This is a genomic window from Nostoc sp. TCL26-01 (genome assembly GCF_013393945.1).
Taxonomy (GTDB): domain Bacteria; phylum Cyanobacteriota; class Cyanobacteriia; order Cyanobacteriales; family Nostocaceae; genus Trichormus.
Genome location: NZ_CP040297.1, coordinates 6,419,237 through 6,434,840, shown reverse-complemented (window position 1 = coordinate 6,434,840; position 15,604 = coordinate 6,419,237). Strand labels below are relative to the sequence as shown.

The 15,604-nt window shown below is 40.6% G+C and carries 20 protein-coding genes; 15 read left to right on the top strand and 5 right to left on the bottom strand.

Annotated features, from left to right (window positions below):
- The first annotated feature begins 84 nt into the window (after positions 1-84).
- Positions 85-714: an imidazoleglycerol-phosphate dehydratase HisB gene (hisB, locus tag FD725_RS27850; protein WP_179051115.1), complete on the top strand. Its 630-nt coding sequence runs from the start codon at positions 85-87 to the stop codon at positions 712-714.
- Between the two features lie 87 nt (positions 715-801).
- Here the strand turns inward: hisB and FD725_RS27845 are convergent, their stop codons facing one another.
- Both FD725_RS27845 and FD725_RS27840 read right to left on the bottom strand, forming a co-directional pair.
- The gene (locus FD725_RS27845; protein ID WP_179051114.1) at positions 802-2,538 is read right to left on the bottom strand and encodes a serine/threonine-protein kinase; all 1,737 of its coding nucleotides are present in this window, start codon (positions 2,536-2,538) and stop codon (positions 802-804) included.
- 45 nt (positions 2,539-2,583) lie between these two features.
- Entirely contained in the window at positions 2,584-2,826 is a 243-nt protein-coding gene (locus tag FD725_RS27840) for a hypothetical protein (RefSeq protein ID WP_256871797.1), read from the bottom strand.
- 28 nt (positions 2,827-2,854) lie between these two features.
- On the opposite strand from FD725_RS27840, the gene FD725_RS27835 reads away from it, so the two are divergent.
- From FD725_RS27835 to FD725_RS27780, 12 genes are all read left to right on the top strand, one after another.
- On the top strand, positions 2,855-3,088 hold the full coding sequence (locus tag FD725_RS27835) for a type II toxin-antitoxin system HicB family antitoxin (RefSeq protein WP_256871796.1): 234 nt from the start codon (positions 2,855-2,857) through the stop codon (positions 3,086-3,088).
- A complete protein-coding gene (locus FD725_RS27830) occupies positions 3,088-3,327 on the top strand; it encodes a type II toxin-antitoxin system HicA family toxin (RefSeq protein WP_179051112.1) in 240 nt (79 codons plus the stop codon). The genes FD725_RS27835 and FD725_RS27830 overlap by 1 nt, the downstream gene beginning before the upstream one ends.
- Before the next feature lie 112 nt (positions 3,328-3,439).
- A complete protein-coding gene (locus FD725_RS27825) occupies positions 3,440-6,064 on the top strand; it encodes a serine/threonine-protein kinase (RefSeq protein WP_179051111.1) in 2,625 nt (874 codons plus the stop codon).
- 55 nt (positions 6,065-6,119) lie between these two features.
- The gene (locus FD725_RS27820; protein WP_179051110.1) at positions 6,120-6,341 is read left to right on the top strand and encodes a hypothetical protein; all 222 of its coding nucleotides are present in this window, start codon (positions 6,120-6,122) and stop codon (positions 6,339-6,341) included.
- 108 nt (positions 6,342-6,449) lie between these two features.
- Positions 6,450-6,824: a papain fold toxin domain-containing protein gene (locus FD725_RS27815; protein WP_179051109.1), complete on the top strand. Its 375-nt coding sequence runs from the start codon at positions 6,450-6,452 to the stop codon at positions 6,822-6,824.
- A 24-nt stretch (positions 6,825-6,848) separates the two neighbouring features.
- Positions 6,849-7,220, top strand: coding sequence for a hypothetical protein (locus FD725_RS27810; RefSeq protein WP_179051108.1), 372 nt, complete (start codon positions 6,849-6,851; stop codon positions 7,218-7,220).
- Between the two features lie 246 nt (positions 7,221-7,466).
- Entirely contained in the window at positions 7,467-7,754 is a 288-nt protein-coding gene (locus FD725_RS27805) for a DUF4258 domain-containing protein (protein WP_179051107.1), read from the top strand.
- A 14-nt stretch (positions 7,755-7,768) separates the two neighbouring features.
- On the top strand, positions 7,769-8,020 hold the full coding sequence (locus tag FD725_RS27800) for a DUF2283 domain-containing protein (protein WP_179051106.1): 252 nt from the start codon (positions 7,769-7,771) through the stop codon (positions 8,018-8,020).
- A gap of 2 nt (positions 8,021-8,022) precedes the next feature.
- Complete coding sequence (locus tag FD725_RS27795; RefSeq protein ID WP_179051105.1) at positions 8,023-8,322, top strand: DUF2283 domain-containing protein; 300 nt, start codon at positions 8,023-8,025, stop codon at positions 8,320-8,322.
- Positions 8,323-8,325: 3 nt separating this feature from the next.
- Positions 8,326-8,568 (top strand): hypothetical protein, encoded by a 243-nt coding sequence (locus tag FD725_RS27790; RefSeq protein WP_256871794.1) that lies wholly within the window; start codon positions 8,326-8,328, stop codon positions 8,566-8,568.
- Complete coding sequence (locus FD725_RS32765) at positions 8,555-8,728, top strand: type II toxin-antitoxin system RelE/ParE family toxin (protein WP_256871793.1); 174 nt, start codon at positions 8,555-8,557, stop codon at positions 8,726-8,728. Before FD725_RS27790 ends, FD725_RS32765 begins: the two co-directional genes overlap by 14 nt.
- A gap of 118 nt (positions 8,729-8,846) precedes the next feature.
- Positions 8,847-9,074: a type II toxin-antitoxin system MqsA family antitoxin gene (locus FD725_RS27780; RefSeq protein ID WP_179051104.1), complete on the top strand. Its 228-nt coding sequence runs from the start codon at positions 8,847-8,849 to the stop codon at positions 9,072-9,074.
- Positions 9,075-9,109: 35 nt separating this feature from the next.
- Here the strand turns inward: FD725_RS27780 and FD725_RS27775 are convergent, their stop codons facing one another.
- Entirely contained in the window at positions 9,110-9,625 is a 516-nt protein-coding gene (locus FD725_RS27775; protein ID WP_256871792.1) for a shikimate kinase, read from the bottom strand.
- Positions 9,626-10,219: 594 nt separating this feature from the next.
- Here FD725_RS27775 and FD725_RS27770 point away from each other — a divergent pair.
- The gene (locus FD725_RS27770; RefSeq protein WP_179051102.1) at positions 10,220-10,870 is read left to right on the top strand and encodes a sigma-70 family RNA polymerase sigma factor; all 651 of its coding nucleotides are present in this window, start codon (positions 10,220-10,222) and stop codon (positions 10,868-10,870) included.
- Positions 10,871-10,931: 61 nt separating this feature from the next.
- On the opposite strand, the gene hisD is transcribed toward FD725_RS27770, so the two are convergent.
- The gene (hisD, locus tag FD725_RS27765) at positions 10,932-12,215 is read right to left on the bottom strand and encodes a histidinol dehydrogenase (RefSeq protein ID WP_179051101.1); all 1,284 of its coding nucleotides are present in this window, start codon (positions 12,213-12,215) and stop codon (positions 10,932-10,934) included.
- 9 nt (positions 12,216-12,224) lie between these two features.
- Positions 12,225-14,855 (bottom strand): DNA polymerase III subunit alpha, encoded by a 2,631-nt coding sequence (locus FD725_RS27760; RefSeq protein ID WP_179051100.1) that lies wholly within the window; start codon positions 14,853-14,855, stop codon positions 12,225-12,227.
- A gap of 206 nt (positions 14,856-15,061) precedes the next feature.
- Here FD725_RS27760 and FD725_RS27755 point away from each other — a divergent pair, with 206 nt between their 5' ends.
- Positions 15,062-15,568, top strand: a complete 507-nt coding sequence (locus FD725_RS27755; RefSeq protein ID WP_179051099.1) for a GNAT family N-acetyltransferase — start codon at positions 15,062-15,064, stop codon at positions 15,566-15,568.
- Positions 15,569-15,604 lie beyond the last annotated feature (36 nt).

Sequence of the window (15,604 nt, the reverse complement as noted above, 5' to 3'; positions counted from 1 at the left end):
AAGAGGGAGATGGGGGAAAGAACCTATACAAGTTTTTCCCTTTGTCCCCTTCCTTGTCCCCTTGTCCCCTTGTCCCCAGTCTCTATGCAAATCACCAATTATCCCCAAGTAAATTTATCTTCCTTACCGCGAATTGCCTCTGTTCACCGGACAACAGGGGAAACTGATATCGAGGTGACAATCAATCTAGATGGTACAGGCATTTGTAACGCAGCCACTGGTATTCCGTTTTTAGACCATATGTTGCATCAGATTTCCTCCCACGGATTGATTGACTTGGATGTCAGAGCCAAGGGAGACTGGGAAATTGATGATCACCACACAAATGAAGACGTAGGTATCACTTTAGGACAAGCTTTATATCAAGCATTAGGCGATCGCAAAGGTATTGTCCGCTTTGGTAATTTTCTCGCACCTTTAGACGAAGCTTTAGTACAAGTAGCCCTCGATTTCTCTGGCCGTCCTCACCTCAGCTACGGCTTGCAAATTCCGACTCAACGGGTAGGAACCTATGACACGCAATTAGTGAGAGAATTTTTTGTAGCATTGGTCAACCATAGCCAAATGACACTGCATATTCGCCAATTAGACGGCATCAATTCCCATCACATCATTGAAGCTACATTTAAAGCCTTTGCCAGAGCCACCAGAATGGCAATAGAGGTAGATCCTCGCCGCGCAGGTACAATTCCTAGTTCTAAAGGGGTTTTGTAGGATTTGGTATCGACTTTCTGTGGCTCTGTGTCTCTGTGTTTAAATAAATTACTTTTTAACACACAGGCACAAAGTTAAGAGCTAAACTCAGCGCCAGCCTAAAAAACGCAATGTGGGGACAATTAGGTAGTAGGTAACGGCTAACCAAAAACTCATGAGAATGCCTGTAGAAGCGAAAAAAACAATGGGGAGAGATAATTCTGACCAGGGATGGGGGCTAGAAGATGGGATGATGGTGGGGGGAAATCCTAAGATTAAGAGGACGGCAAGAGCGATCGCACTCCCAAAGCCACCCATAATGGCATAAACTATGTGATGGCTACGGAAACCCATACTCAGGGATAATAAGAAAACAGCGATCGCTGTTGCTCCCACTAAAGCTTCATCAGGGGCTATAGCTGTTGTCATGACTTGCAAAAATAACCAACCAAAGACGTAGCTAATCATACCCATGAATGAGGCTACCAAAAATCGCCGTCGTTGAGCAAAAGACCCAGACATGGTGAGTCCCCAAGCTGTACCTAAACCGGCAAAAGCAAATACTAAAATTTCTGCCCCAAATCCAGAGGGAGTATTAGGAACTAATTCCGCTAACTGAGTCGAGATAAATTCACTCAAGCGATCGCCTAAACTTGTGCGATATGCCAAAATAAATCCAGCGATCGTGCCAACAGTAGCACCAACACCAGTTAATAGCATCGCCCAAATTGTGACAACACAGGCTTTGATGACTTGAAATATTGCCTGGACAATTGACAAAATGATTTTGCCTAAAGTTTGGCTCAGGTTATGTAAACCTTGTCCAGCTAATTGATGCCACTGTGCCAGTTGATTAATAATTGGCTGGAAACTAAATGATCCTCCAGGCTGAGATGATTGGGTAATTTTTGCCAATCGTTTTTGAATAATAGCTGCATTTGCGGGACGCGATCGCACATCTTCCTTTACCATATCATCAAGTAAATCTGCCAACTCCGGCTTCACATTGACTCGATGTCGCCACTGCAACTCCCCCGTCTGCGGATCTTCCAACTCTGGCGGATACTTACCCGTCAGTAATTCAATCATCGTTCGCCCCAGGGCATAAAAATCAGCCCCCGTCCCGATGTGTCCCCCAGTCACCTGTTCTGGTGGACTGTAACCAGAAGAAAATAATCTTGTAGAACTAGATTGTTGACGTAGCCTATCTCTACTAAATTGTTTTGCTCCCCCAAAATCAATTAATACCAACTGTTCCCATCCACTTCTCCCGGAAACTGGCAAAGCCGTTTGTAAAGGAGTCCGCAACATCAGATTAGAAGGTTTAATATCACGGTGAATAATTTGTCGCTTATGTAATTCCTGTAAAATCTTGATTGCTTGAGTTAACCAATTTAAAACCAAATCTTCTGGACAACCTTGGGGATATTTTTGTAAAATCTCCTCCAGCGTCGGCCCGTAAATTTTTTCCATCACCAGACAAGGCAGTTGGCGCGACTTAGGATTAGATAAATTAACTTGAAAATGTCCATCAGCCTCTACTTTTGGCACACCAGGATGGCGTAAACTCACTAGAACTGCTGCTTCCTGGGTAAATAATTCCATTGCCTTGGGTGAATCTTCCACCAACACCTTCAGCACTTTTTCACTTTGCGTTTTTTCATCCCATACAGTATAAATTTGGGCAAATCCCCCCGCACCTAAAGGTTGCAGTGGCACATACCGATCTACCAGTTGTAGCACTGCGCCACAACTGTTGCAAAATTTGTTTCCCCAAGGCTGAGGATAAGGACGTTGACAATCTGGATTTATGCAGTGTACGGCAATATTACCGATATGGGACACAACCGCTACAGTACGAAGGCTGACTTGATTTTAACGTGAGTTTGATCAGAAGCGCCTAACGATTACAATTGCGGCGATGGGAACAAAGGCTTCTGGTGTGAGAGAATCTGCTTTTTTTCTATCTAGTAATTCTTGCATCCGCAAATCCAACTCGTCGGTAAATTTAAATAGATTCAGATTATTGACTTTTTCGACTCGGATACCAGTCGTTAGCCAGGATAAGGGTTTAGCTACTGCGATCGCCATAAATTTATTACAATTGAATATACTGCTTATTGTAGGCTGCATCAGAATTGCCTAAAGTTTACCTTGCTAAATGCCTGTAATGAAACAAATCAAAATTATTGTAGAAAAATATTCTGACGGTTATGTTGCCTATCCTCTTAGTATAAAAGGGGCTGTAGTTGGTCAAGGTAATACTTATGAAGAAGCCTTAGCCGATGTCAAGTCAGCTATTTGCTGCTATATCGAGATATTTGGCAAAGAAATGCTTGAAGATGACTCACCAGTGATCGAAGCTTTTCTGACAGAAGCAGAGGTGGCTATTTAATGCCCAAGTTTCCTGTAGATGCTCCAAAGAAAAGAGTTATCAAAGCATTTGAGTTATTGGGGTTTCGCATGGTTCGGGAACGCGAACATATTGTTATGGTGCGAGAAAATGAAGATGGCTCGCAAACACCATTGGTAATGCCTAATCAATCCCAAATTAAATCAGGGACATTAAGATCGATTTGCACTCAAGTAGCTATTTCGCGGGACGAATTCTTAACAGCCTATGAGCAAAGTTGAGTAAAGAGCTAAATGTAGATATATTGCATACAAAGTTTATACATCAACCTTCCTAAAAATTGATATTTATGATGTGCCAAAATAAATATCAGTGAAACTACGGTTTTAACCAATGGTGTGGAATCCAGGGCGGCAGTTATTTGGCAGGCGTTACATCATCGAGCAAAAATTGGGTGAAGGTGGCATTGGCATTACTTACCTAGCGAAAAATCCACAAGGTAAACTGCGGGTAATTAAAACCCTGCGTGAAGAAATACTCAATAATCCAGCTTGGATACCGCATCAAAATAGACTCAAGCAAGACTTTAAAGAAGAAGCATTACGCCTGGCTTTATGTCGCCATCCCCACATTGTAGAAGTAGAAAACGTTTTTGATGATGATGACTTACCCTGCATGGCGATGGAATACATCGAAGGGGAAGATTTGGGTAAGCTGATAACTGAAAAAGGTGCTTTACCTGAAGCAGAAGCACTGCAATATATTCGGCAAATTGGCGATGCTTTGATACTAGTTCATGACAGAGGCTTGCTGCATCGAGATTTAAAACCAAGTAACATTATGATGCGTGCAGGTAAGCCAGAAGCCGTACTGATTGACTTTGGACTGGCTAGACAATTTATTTCTGGTGCAGTTCAGCGACATACAGAGAGTAGAACTGATGGTTATGCGCCACCAGAACAGTATGCACCCGATGCCGAACGAGGGGAATATATTGATGTTTACGCCTTAGCAGCTACATTATATTCTTTGCTGACTGGACAATTACCGATGCCAGCACCAGCTAGACTGCAAAATTTTACCATGCGATCGCCTCAAGATTTGAATTCGAGTGTAGGCGATCGGGTGAATGAGGCAATTATGAAGGGGATGGCGTTAAATTACAAGTTTCGCCCTCAGTCAGTGCAGGAGTGGTTGAATTTGTTGGGTGCTGGGATAGTAGCACCAACACAACCAGTAAAATCTCCTCCCTTCACGCCCCCATCTTGGGAATGCGTCTACAATATTCTGAGGATTTCTGGAATCATAGCCCTTAGCCCCAAGGAAGATATCTTAGCAAGTGTGGTAGATTCAGTTATTCACTTGTTTTCATCAACTACAGGTGAACTTCTCCGCACCCTGAGTAGTCATTCCAGTCGGGTTCATTCCGTCGCCTTTAGTAGTGATGGGCAAATCCTGGCTAGTGGTAGTCGTGACAAAACTATCAAACTGTGGTCAGTGACAACAGGAAGGGAAATTCGCACCCTCAATGGTCATTCCAGTGTTAATTCCGTCGCCATTAGTAACGATAGGCAAACCTTAGCTAGTGGTAGTTACGACGGGACTATCAAACTGTGGAATCTGCAAACCGGAAAAGAAATTTGCACCCTTACTAGTCATTCCAACCGGTTTATTTACATCGCCTTTAGTAGTGATGGGCAAATCCTGGCTAGTGGTAGCTGGGATAAAACTATCAAACTGTGGAGTGTGCAAACAGGAAGGGAAATTCGCACTCTGAGTGGTCATTCTTCCTTTGTTGATTCCGTCGCCTTTAGTAGTGATGGGCAAATCCTGGCTAGTGGTAGTTGGGATAAGACTATCAAACTGTGGTCGGTGACAACAGGAAGAGAAATTCGCACCCTGACTGGTCATTCTAGCTCGGTTTACTCCGTGGCCATCAGTAGCGATGGGCAAATCCTGGCTAGTGGTAGTGGGGATAATACTATCAAACTGTGGTCGGTGACGACAGGAAGAGAAATTCGCACCCTGACTGGTCATTCCAGTTATGTTAATTCCGTCGCCTTTAGTAATGATGAGCAAATCCTGGCTAGTGGTAGTGATGACAACACTATCAAACTGTGGTCGGTGACGACAGGAAAGGAAATTCGCACTCTCAGTGGTGATGGTCATTCCAAATCGGTTGATTCCATCGCCTTTAGTAATGATGAGCAAATCCTGGCTAGTGGTAGTGATGACAACACTATCAAACTGTGGAATCTGGCAACAGGCAGAGAAATTCGCACCCTGAGTGGTCATGCTGACAAGGTTAAATCCGTCGCCATCAGTAGCGATGGGCAAATCCTGGCTAGTGGTAGTGATGACAACACTATCAAACTGTGGAATCTGGCAACAGGCAGAGAAATTCGCACCCTCAGTGGTTATTTCCTCTGGGTTAATTCCGTCGCCATCAGTAGTGATGGGCAAATCTTGGCTAGTGGTGGTTACGACACAACTATCAAACTGTGGGAAGTCGCAACAGGCAGAGAAATTCGCACCCTCAGTGGTCATTCCAACTCGGTTAATTGCGTTGCCATCAGTAGTGATGGGCAAATCTTGGCTAGTGGTAGTGACGACAATACTATCAAACTGTGGGAAGTCGCAACAGGCAGAGAAATTCGCACCCTCAGTGGTCATTCCAACTCGGTTAATTGCGTCGCCATCAGTAGCGATGGGCAAATCTTGGCTAGTGGTAGTGACGACAATACTATCAAACTGTGGGAAGTCGCAACAGGCAGAGAAATTCGCACCTTCACTGGTCATTCCGACAAGGTTAAATCCGTCGCCATCAGTAGCGATGGGCAAATCTTGGCTAGTGGTAGTGGGGATAAGACTATCAAACTGTGGGAAGTTGCAACAGGTAAAGAAATTTGCACCCTCGGTCATTTTAACTCAGTTAGATCAGTCGCCTTTAGCCCCGATCGCCATTGGCTTGCTGCTGGAGACAAGAGCGGAAACATCAAAATATGGCGACGCAGCTAGTTTGGCAATAACACCATCAAAATAGTAAGTAAGACTGACAAACATTAAAACCAACATGAAAGCATACGAATTGACAGCAAACGTCACCACTCAAGGCAAAATAGAATTACCAGATGTGATTTGGCAACAGTTAGCAAATAATCAGCAGGTAACAGTAATTATTCTCGTCACTGAACCCACAGAAGCAGAACAAGAAGAAGCAGCTTGGCAACGTCTTGCAGCTGAACAATTATTAAAAGGCTACAGCGAAGATGATGCTATCTACGACACGATTTAAGCAATGTAAACAATCAATCTGATGTCAGAAAAATGTTAGAAATAATCAAAAATTTAGTTATGGATGAAAATCAGCAACTTCTATAGCTGACTGTACGCAAGATAATTCATGATTTTGAATAGAGATGATGCTATCTATCAACAAATCATTCAGATTGCCAATAATTACGGAATTTTTGACTGTATTCCTTGTGCTAGAGCTATCAAAGAATTTTTAGAATCACAAGGAGTTCGCGGTAAGTATATTAAATTGGATACAGGTTCACAAGATCCAATCTACGGCAGAATATATGATGATAGTATTGGAGAATTGATTGCTACCACTGGTCATCATGAAGGTATTATCATTCAAATAGATGATATTGAAATTGTATTTGATAACATTCACTATCAAGGAATTACCAGATTAGATTGGATGGAAAATCTCTATTCACCTATTATGGAAATAGGTAAAGAACTTCAAATAACTGAAATTTACTTTTGAATTAAGCCATTCAGTGAGTTAAGTATGGATAATCTCTACGATTTATTACAAAAAATTAAAAAAAGACCTGCGATGTATCTGGGCAGACATTCTATCTTTAATCTTCAAGCATTTTTAGATGGATATTATTTTGCTCGGCGTGAACTCGGTATACCTTTAACTGAACAAGAAAAAGAATTCCAAACCTTTTTACAATGGATCAGAGAAAAATTTCGGGTTGAAACTGGACAATTATGGGCAAGCATCATTCTCTTTAATTCTGCTGATGAAAGAAGTGCAGTAGGCAGATTTTTTAACTTATTTGAAGAATTCATGAATCAGCAGCAAAGTCTCATAGATGCTCAACAAAAAGAAAAGCTACATTCAACAGATAAAAGCCATTATTTGCATCAATAAACTCACAGAATGACAACAAAATAAAGACCAGTAAGAGTTAGGATGAAACAATAAAAACTAGGTTGGTATTGCGATCGCACCTTGATTTTAGCAGCGCATCTGACTACACATCTTTTGCCGGAATTTTGACTCCCTAAAAACACACACAGCCAACACCCTACCTTTAACCGGAGACTATAGCGGAAATATCAAAATTTGGCGACGCAGCTAGTCTGGCAATAACAGCGTCGTAATATTTGTAAAGGAATGATAGACCGACTAAGAGGAGATCAAACGGGAGTGAAGCCAATTAGATTTTCCCAACACGCTTTGGGTTATGTGACAAAACGCGGTTTTACAATAGCTGAAGTAGAAGAAGCCATCCGCAATAGTTCCTGGGGAGAAGCTGAAGAAAATCGTTTACAATGCCAAAAAGACTTTACCTTTGGTCAAGAATGGAATGGTAAGGTTTATGCTACAAAACGAATCCGCCCGATATTCATTGAAAAAGCCACAGAGATTGTAATTATAACCGTTTACACTTATTACTTCTAAAAAGAGATATTCCTATGAAAATTAGCTATGATGCCGAAGTCGATGCTCTCAGTATCACTTTCAGCGAAACAACTGTAACAACACAACATTTAGCCCAAGGTATCGCCGCCGATTATGATGCAGAAGGAAAATTAGCTGGTATTGAGATATTAGATGCTGTCAAGCGGTTTGGTGGACAAGAAACTCTCCGCCAAGTAATTATTGAAGGAATTGGTTTGTCAGTTACGAATGAAAACATGACAAACGTTGAAAAAACAACAGCCTAGCGATGAAACTTACTTACGATCCAAGATGCAACATAGCTTATATCTGTCTCCAAGAAAAAACTGTACAAGTAGAAACCATTCAAATCAGTGAAGAAATGAATGTAGATATTGTTCCTGATGGCACAATTTATGGAATTGAATTGCTTAATGCTAACCAACAATTAGGTGCTGATAATCAGGGTAAGTTAATCGTAGTCAATGAACCTACAGAAGAACAAGAAGAAGCAGCTTGGCATCGTCTTGCATCTGAGCAATTACTAAAAGGCTACAGCGAAGATGATACTATTTACGACATGATTTAAGTGATGCAAAATTATCAACCTGATCTCAGAAAAATGCTAGAAATCACCAAAAATTACATTATGGATGAAAATCAACAACCGATCGCTGTACAAATTCCTATAGCTGACTTTGAGAAAATTGAAGAAATCTTAGAAAATTATGGACTAATCAAACTCATGGCAGAGTCAGAAAATGATGAACGTCTCGCTAAAGATGAAGCCTGGAAATATTACCAATCATTAAAACAAAAGAATGTGGAAAGTTGAATATACTAAAAAGTTCTTAAAAGAATTAGCAGATTTACCACAAGATATTCAAGCTAGGATTGAACCAATCGTCTTTCAATCACTTGAATCAGAAAACCCCTTTGATTTAGGCTATTTGCAAAAAATGAAAGGCTACGATGATAAATATTCGCGTAGGTGATTACAGAATAGGTATTAGTTTTGACAAAGAAACACAAACATTAATTTGTCAAAGAGTCGCACATCGTAAAGATATTTATAGAACTTTTCCTTGATACAATCTGTTTGAGATATTTTATATGAATGCTTGCTTTATATGTAAACACGGCAACACTCAACCAGGATTAGTGACAGTAACTTTAGAGCGAGATGATGCGATCGTTATTCTCAAAAGTGTCCCAGCAGATGTTTGTCATAATTGCGGCGAATATTATTTAAGTGCTGCTGTTAGCGAACAGGTTTTACAACGCGCAGAGGAAGCAGTTAATAAAGGTGCTGAAGTCGAAATTTTGCGATATGCAGCATAAGGAATTTTTGTGATGAGCGTTTACACTTATTACTTCTAGATGAGACGCAAAATCTCATCCCGTGTTTCTTCTGGCGTTTTATCTTTTGTATAAACTACAGTCTTGGCTAACTTATAATTTGCCGGATGTTTGACAAAATATTCGTGCCAGTTAATATCACCCTCTTTAAACTCACCCATTCTTTTCTCAATAATTTGCACTGATTCATCTAAATCAGCAGAAGGAAGTAAAAGAATGACATTTGGGTATGGTTCCAGTGCTTTTTGGACACGATAAAATAGGGGAGCATCGTCATAAACTGAGTGACCAGCACCAAAGTCAATCACACAATTGTTGTGTTCAGCTAGTAACTTTTCCACTGCATAAGCCTCAAATGGCTTCCAATATTTGTATATTGCTCCAAAACCTCCTTCTACTCTCAGTTTTTTTGCTAAATCCTCATCATAACCAATCTGTTTGTAATAGTTGTAGCGCAATTCATCCATAGAAATTTGAGGTAAATTGAGCTTTTCTGCTAGTAGTTTACCCAGAGTACTTTTTCCGGTTCTCATAGGACCAATTAAAATGATATCTGAGTTCATATAGGAATTTAGTTTGAGTTTTTGTCTAAGAGTGAAAAAGTTATATAGAACTGCTATTTGCTTTTTGTTGGCGTAGCCTGTGCTTACACAAAAAATCACAGTGCGTGTAGTGGCGTGGCAAGGCTAAAATGTTGCAAAAAGTTGTCGGTTGATTGTAGCGGTAGCTTCACTCAATACCAAACCGACCATTTGCCTTGGCGTTTTACTGATGAATCTGTGACCGTGTCTCCTTAATCAAGATCATCTTTTTATACTAAGATGGTTTACCATAGCTTGTTGTGCTTTGGCTTCTCTGTTTACAGATCACAGCATAGCTGGCTTTGAGATGCTGTTTTTTTCTCCTTGATTCTTTTTTCTTTACTTTCTCTGCTTGATTTTTTTGTTCTGGATCGCTTGACTTTTCAGACAGTCGCTACTGATACTATTGCCTATTGCCTATTCCCTATTCCCTGTTCCCTACTATAACATTACGATACAGAGGCATTCTCTGGAGTATGACAACAGGTAATACTAATATATTCTTGCTGCTCCTAATGCTTTCTTGCTTTTTTCGTTCAGATGATTATGGTTGAATTCGATGAACAGCTACGCCACTTAGTTACCCAAGCCTGCGGAAATCCACCCGGAAGTCCTCAGCGTCAAAAGCTGCTCACGCAAATCATTCGCTTGAGTGCCAAAAAACTTTGGAGGGAAAGCACTCCCTATTATCAAGATGCGCTGCAACAGACTTGGCTATATTTTTGTCGCAATATTTGTGAAGGGTTGACGGGACAAAAATACGATCCTACATACGGGAGTGTGATTACTTGGTTAAACGCTTATTTAAAACGCAGATTACAAGACTTTTACCTTAATCAAAACAAAGAACAAGCAACCACTGTTCCCATGCGGGTGCGTCAATCTAAATCAGGTGATAGCAGTGACTTGATTGATCCCGTAGAGAACCTAGCCGCTACTCCAGAAACACCGCCAATTTTGGAAGAGTTGGAAATGTGGGTCAAAACTGATCCCACTGGAGAACTACGTAGTACTTGTATTAAGGGTCGTCCTGATGTTAACTGTCAGGTATTAATTCTCAAACGCTTACCCCCAGAGGCGAGTTGGAAAGAATTGTCTGAAGAGTTTAAGCTGGCAATTCCTACATTAAGTAGTTTTTATCAACGCCAGTGTTTACCTCGCTTACGCAAATTTGCGGAATCCGAAGGTATGCTATGACAATTTGTGCAACAAAACCAGTAGAGACGTAGCAATGCTACGTCTCCCCATCACCCCATCTCTACATCGACAACCGTATCGCCACACTACCTGCATGAGCTGGTAAACCTTCTGCCTGTGCCAAAGTGACTGCGGCCTTCCCGATAGATTGCAATGCCGCTTGATTGCACTCTAAATAAGTGATACGTTTGAGAAAATCGTAGACACTCAAACCAGAAGCAAACCGGGCCGAACGGGAAGTTGGTAAGACGTGATTGGGGCCGCCTAAATAATCGCCAATGGCTTCTGGAGTGTAGCGTCCCAGAAATATGCTACCTGCACACTTAATTTGACTAGCCAGTAACTGCGGATTATCCACACATAATTCTACGTGTTCCGGCGCTAATTGGTTCAGTAAAGAGATACTTTCAGCTAAGTTGCTAACAATAATCACTGCACCGTGATTTTGCCAACTGCTACTAGCAACTTCTTTAGTGGATAGCTGGTTAATAACCTGTTCAACGGCTACTATGACTTGCTGGGCAAAAGCTTCTGAATCAGTAATCAAGATAGATTGAGCGCTAGGATCATGTTCAGCTTGTGATAACAAATCCCAGGCAATCCATTCTGGATTATTTTGACTATCTGCCACAACTAAAATCTCGGAAGGGCCAGCAATACTGTCAATTCCTACAGTCCCAAATACTTGACGCTTGGCTTCGGCAACGTAAGCATTTCCAGGGCCGACTATTTTATCCACAGGGATGATGGTTTCTGTACCATAAGCTAAGGCTGCTATGGCTTGCGCTCCACCAATACTATATATCTCCGTCACACCAGCAATTTGAGCAGCTGCTAGAACTGCGGGATTGATTTCCCCACGTGGCATAGGGACTGTCATAACTATGCGTTCCACTCCGGCAATTTTAGCGGGTAGGGCATTCATCAACACCGAACTGGGATAACTGGCACGTCCTCCAGGGACATAAATTCCCACTTGCGACAAGGAAACCCAATTTAAACCCAGTTTCACATCTACATGATCTGTGTAATCTATATCTTGGGGTAGTTGTTTTTGATGAAAAGAGCCAATCCGTTCAGCAGCTAGTTCTAAAGCTGCTGTGACATCTGCTGGACACTTGCTTGCTTGTGCAGCAATGAAGCTAGGACTTAACCGCAGAGTCTCAGTCTGGAAATGGTCAAAACGATGAGTATATTCCTGAACTGCTACATCACCACGCACTTTGACATCAGCGAGAATCTCCCTCACCGTACCACTAACATCAACAGTTGCTTCCCGGCGGTTATTGACTAGTGTTTGAAATCTGGGAGAAAAATCTTGTTCGTTTGTGTTAAGTAGCTGCATGGGTTGATATTACTCCGGTAAACCTTTGACTTGCAACAAATCTAATCCTTGGATAAATATTTCTTCAATTGGTAACATTTGCCCATCGTTAGTCATAAATTTATGGTCTTTTGTTGCCCGAATGACTGAACCATCTGCTAAACAATATTCAAATACTTCTTGTTGACCGCGATTATGCCACTGAGCGATTGGTTGAGTATAAACAATACCATTCTTGTCAACACTAAACACGTTGCAGACAATCTCTTTTTCGACAATTTCCCCAATCGGTAAAAAGCCATATTCAACAGTCAAAACTTCGGTGTCATAACTTAGGCAATATTCAGCAAATTTCAGCATATCATCAAATAGCTTCTCTGCTACTTGCTTTTTCACACCGTTTTTTGTGGAACCATCAATAAACTTTTCTTGCTGTTTCTGCATTTCCGAAACTTTCTTTTTCCCCATCGCCCGACGCAGCAAGTCAGCTTGTCCCAGAGAATAACCAGCCATATCTTGAGCAATTTTCATAATTTGCTCTTGATAGACCATGATGCCATAGGTTTCATTTAATATCGGTTCTAAAATTTGGCTTTCATAATCAATTTCTTCTCGTCCATGTTTGCGATTAATAAATTTAGGAATTAAGCCTGCGTCTAGAGGACCTGGACGATATAGTGCCAAGATAGAAGAGATATCTTCGATATTAGAAGGTTTCAAATCTCGGACAATCTGCTTCATCCCTGATGATTCTAATTGAAAGATACCTTCTAATTCACCTGATTCTAAAAGTTCGTAAGTCTTTTGCACATCTTTGGGCAGAGTTTTATATTCACCTTTTGCTAGGATTTTTTGGGCTTTGCGTTCTTGATTAGTGATTTCATAAGGGTCTAGTCTAAATCCACTCTTTTCTTCGATTAAATCTATGGTTTTCTGAATCATGGTTAAGTTCTTCAAACCCAAAAAGTCCATTTTTAATAGACCCATTGATTCCAAGTCTTCCATGAAATATTGAGTAATTACCGACCCGTCATTATTTCTTTGTAAGGGGACGATTTCATCGAGAGGATCGGCAGAAATTACCACCCCTGCGGCGTGAACCCCAAAGGTTTTGTTAGTCCCTTCAATTCGCATCGCCATATCTAGCCAATGGCGGACTCTGGGGTCATTGTCATATTTTTCTTTAAATTCTGGTTCTGGGGTGGCATCCGAAATCATCACCTTGAGTTTGGTTGGTTTACCCCGAACTACAGGAATTAATTTAGCCATTTTGTCGGCTTCCCCATAGGGAATATTTAACACTCTGGCAACATCTTTTAAAACTGCTTTAGATGTTAAACGGTTGAAGGTAATAATTTGGGCAACTCTTTCTTTACCGTATTTTTCTGTGACGTAATCTATCACTTTGTCCCGTTGTTCAATACAGAAATCTGTATCGATATCAGGCATAGATTTGCGTTCTGGGTTTAAGAATCGCTCGAATAGTAAACCATGATGTACAGGATCAATATTCGTAATTCCCATTGTATAAGCCACAAGTGAACCTGCCGCCGAACCGCGACCTGGCCCCACAGGAATGTTATTATCTCGTGCAAATTTGATGTAGTCCCACACAACTAAAAAGTAGGTGGAAAAACCCATTTGTTGCAACATTTTTAATTCATATTCCAACCTTTCTTTATATACAGGATCGACTTCGTGACGAGATTTACGATTTAACTTTTCTAAGAGTCCTTGCCAAGCTACCTCCTCTACATAAGTATCCGCAGTATGACCAGAGGGTATGGGGTAGTTGGGGATGCGGGGTTCACCCATGATATGATACGGCTCGACCTTATCGGCTACTTCTTCTGTAGTGGCGATCGCCTCCGCTATGACATCATCGGTTAAATGGTCACGAAATAGCAGTTTCATCTCTTCTGTTGATTTGAGATATTCTGTACCGCTATAACGCATCCGATTTTCTTCTACTATTAGCTTGCCTGTTTGAATACACAGCAAAGCGTCGTGAGCTTCTACATCAAAACAAGAGATAAAATGTGAGTCATTGGTAGCGACAATTTTAATGTTTAATTCCCGCGCAATTTTGACTATTTCCACATTGACAATGCGGTCTTCTTGTGAACCGTGGTCTTGAATTTCTAAATAAAAATCATCCCCAAATACATCTTTATACCACTGGGCAACTTTCCGCGCTGCATCTGGTCTACCACTGAGGATTGCTTGGGGGATTTCTCCACCCAAACAAGCACTAGTGACGATTAAATCTTCGTGATATTTTTGCAGTAAGTCTTTACTAATACAAGGACGAGAAAAAATGCCTTTACCTTGGACACCTTGGAGATGGGAAATAGTTGTTAATTTAACTAAATTTTTGTAACCTTTATTGTTTTTGGCTAAAACAACTTGATGATATTTAGGACGGCGTTCTTGCTTCTCAATATCGCCGTTAATGATATACATTTCGTTGCCAATGATGGGCTTAATATTATGATTACGGCAGATTTTCAGCAGTTCCACAGCCCCATACATCACACCATGATCAGTGACAGCGATCGCTTTCATCCCCAAAGCGATCGCCCGATCAATCAACTCCGGTAGCTGACTTGCACCATCAAGCAGACTGTAGTCACTATGAATGTGTAAAGGTACAAAGGACATATACGTCTCCCAGCACAGGCTATGTCAAGCAACGGAATCTCAGATTAGCGTGTTTGGAGAAATTTCACTTCTGTAATTAATGTTGTAATAATTACATTGATACTACATAGAAATAGAGAATTGTAATTAGTTTAAGCATAACGCAACCTAACTTTTGTATATTATAAAAATGGATAATCTAGAAAATTCACTTTTCAAGCCAAATTATGAGAAATTATCATCCTTATGATCAAAAATCAATTATTCAAATGATTGATTTAATATATCAAGAATATGGTGATGTTATATATCTCCAAGATGCTGATAGTGATTTACTCGATATTGAAGGTAATTATTTAAAAACTGGTGAATTTTGGGTACAAACAACAAATGAAGATAGCGAACAGATAATTGGTTCAATTGCTATTAAAACCGCTACTAAAAACTGGTTAACAAGATTTTATACTGAAAATGATTTAAATAAAATTGCTTACCTGAAAAGATTTTATTTATTATCACAGTATCGGGGTTCAGAATTATCTCAAAAAATGCACGATACCGCTATCCAATGGTGTCATCAAAATTATATTCAAGAAGTGCATCTTTGGTCAGATACAAGATTTACTCGCGCTCATGCTTTTTATAAAAAACATGGTTATGAACACAAATCTATCCGCGATATGACAGATGGAGCAATGCCATATCAGGAATATTTGTTTGTGAAAAAACTGTAAATTGGGTGAGCAAGATGCCCACCCCACAAAATAGAT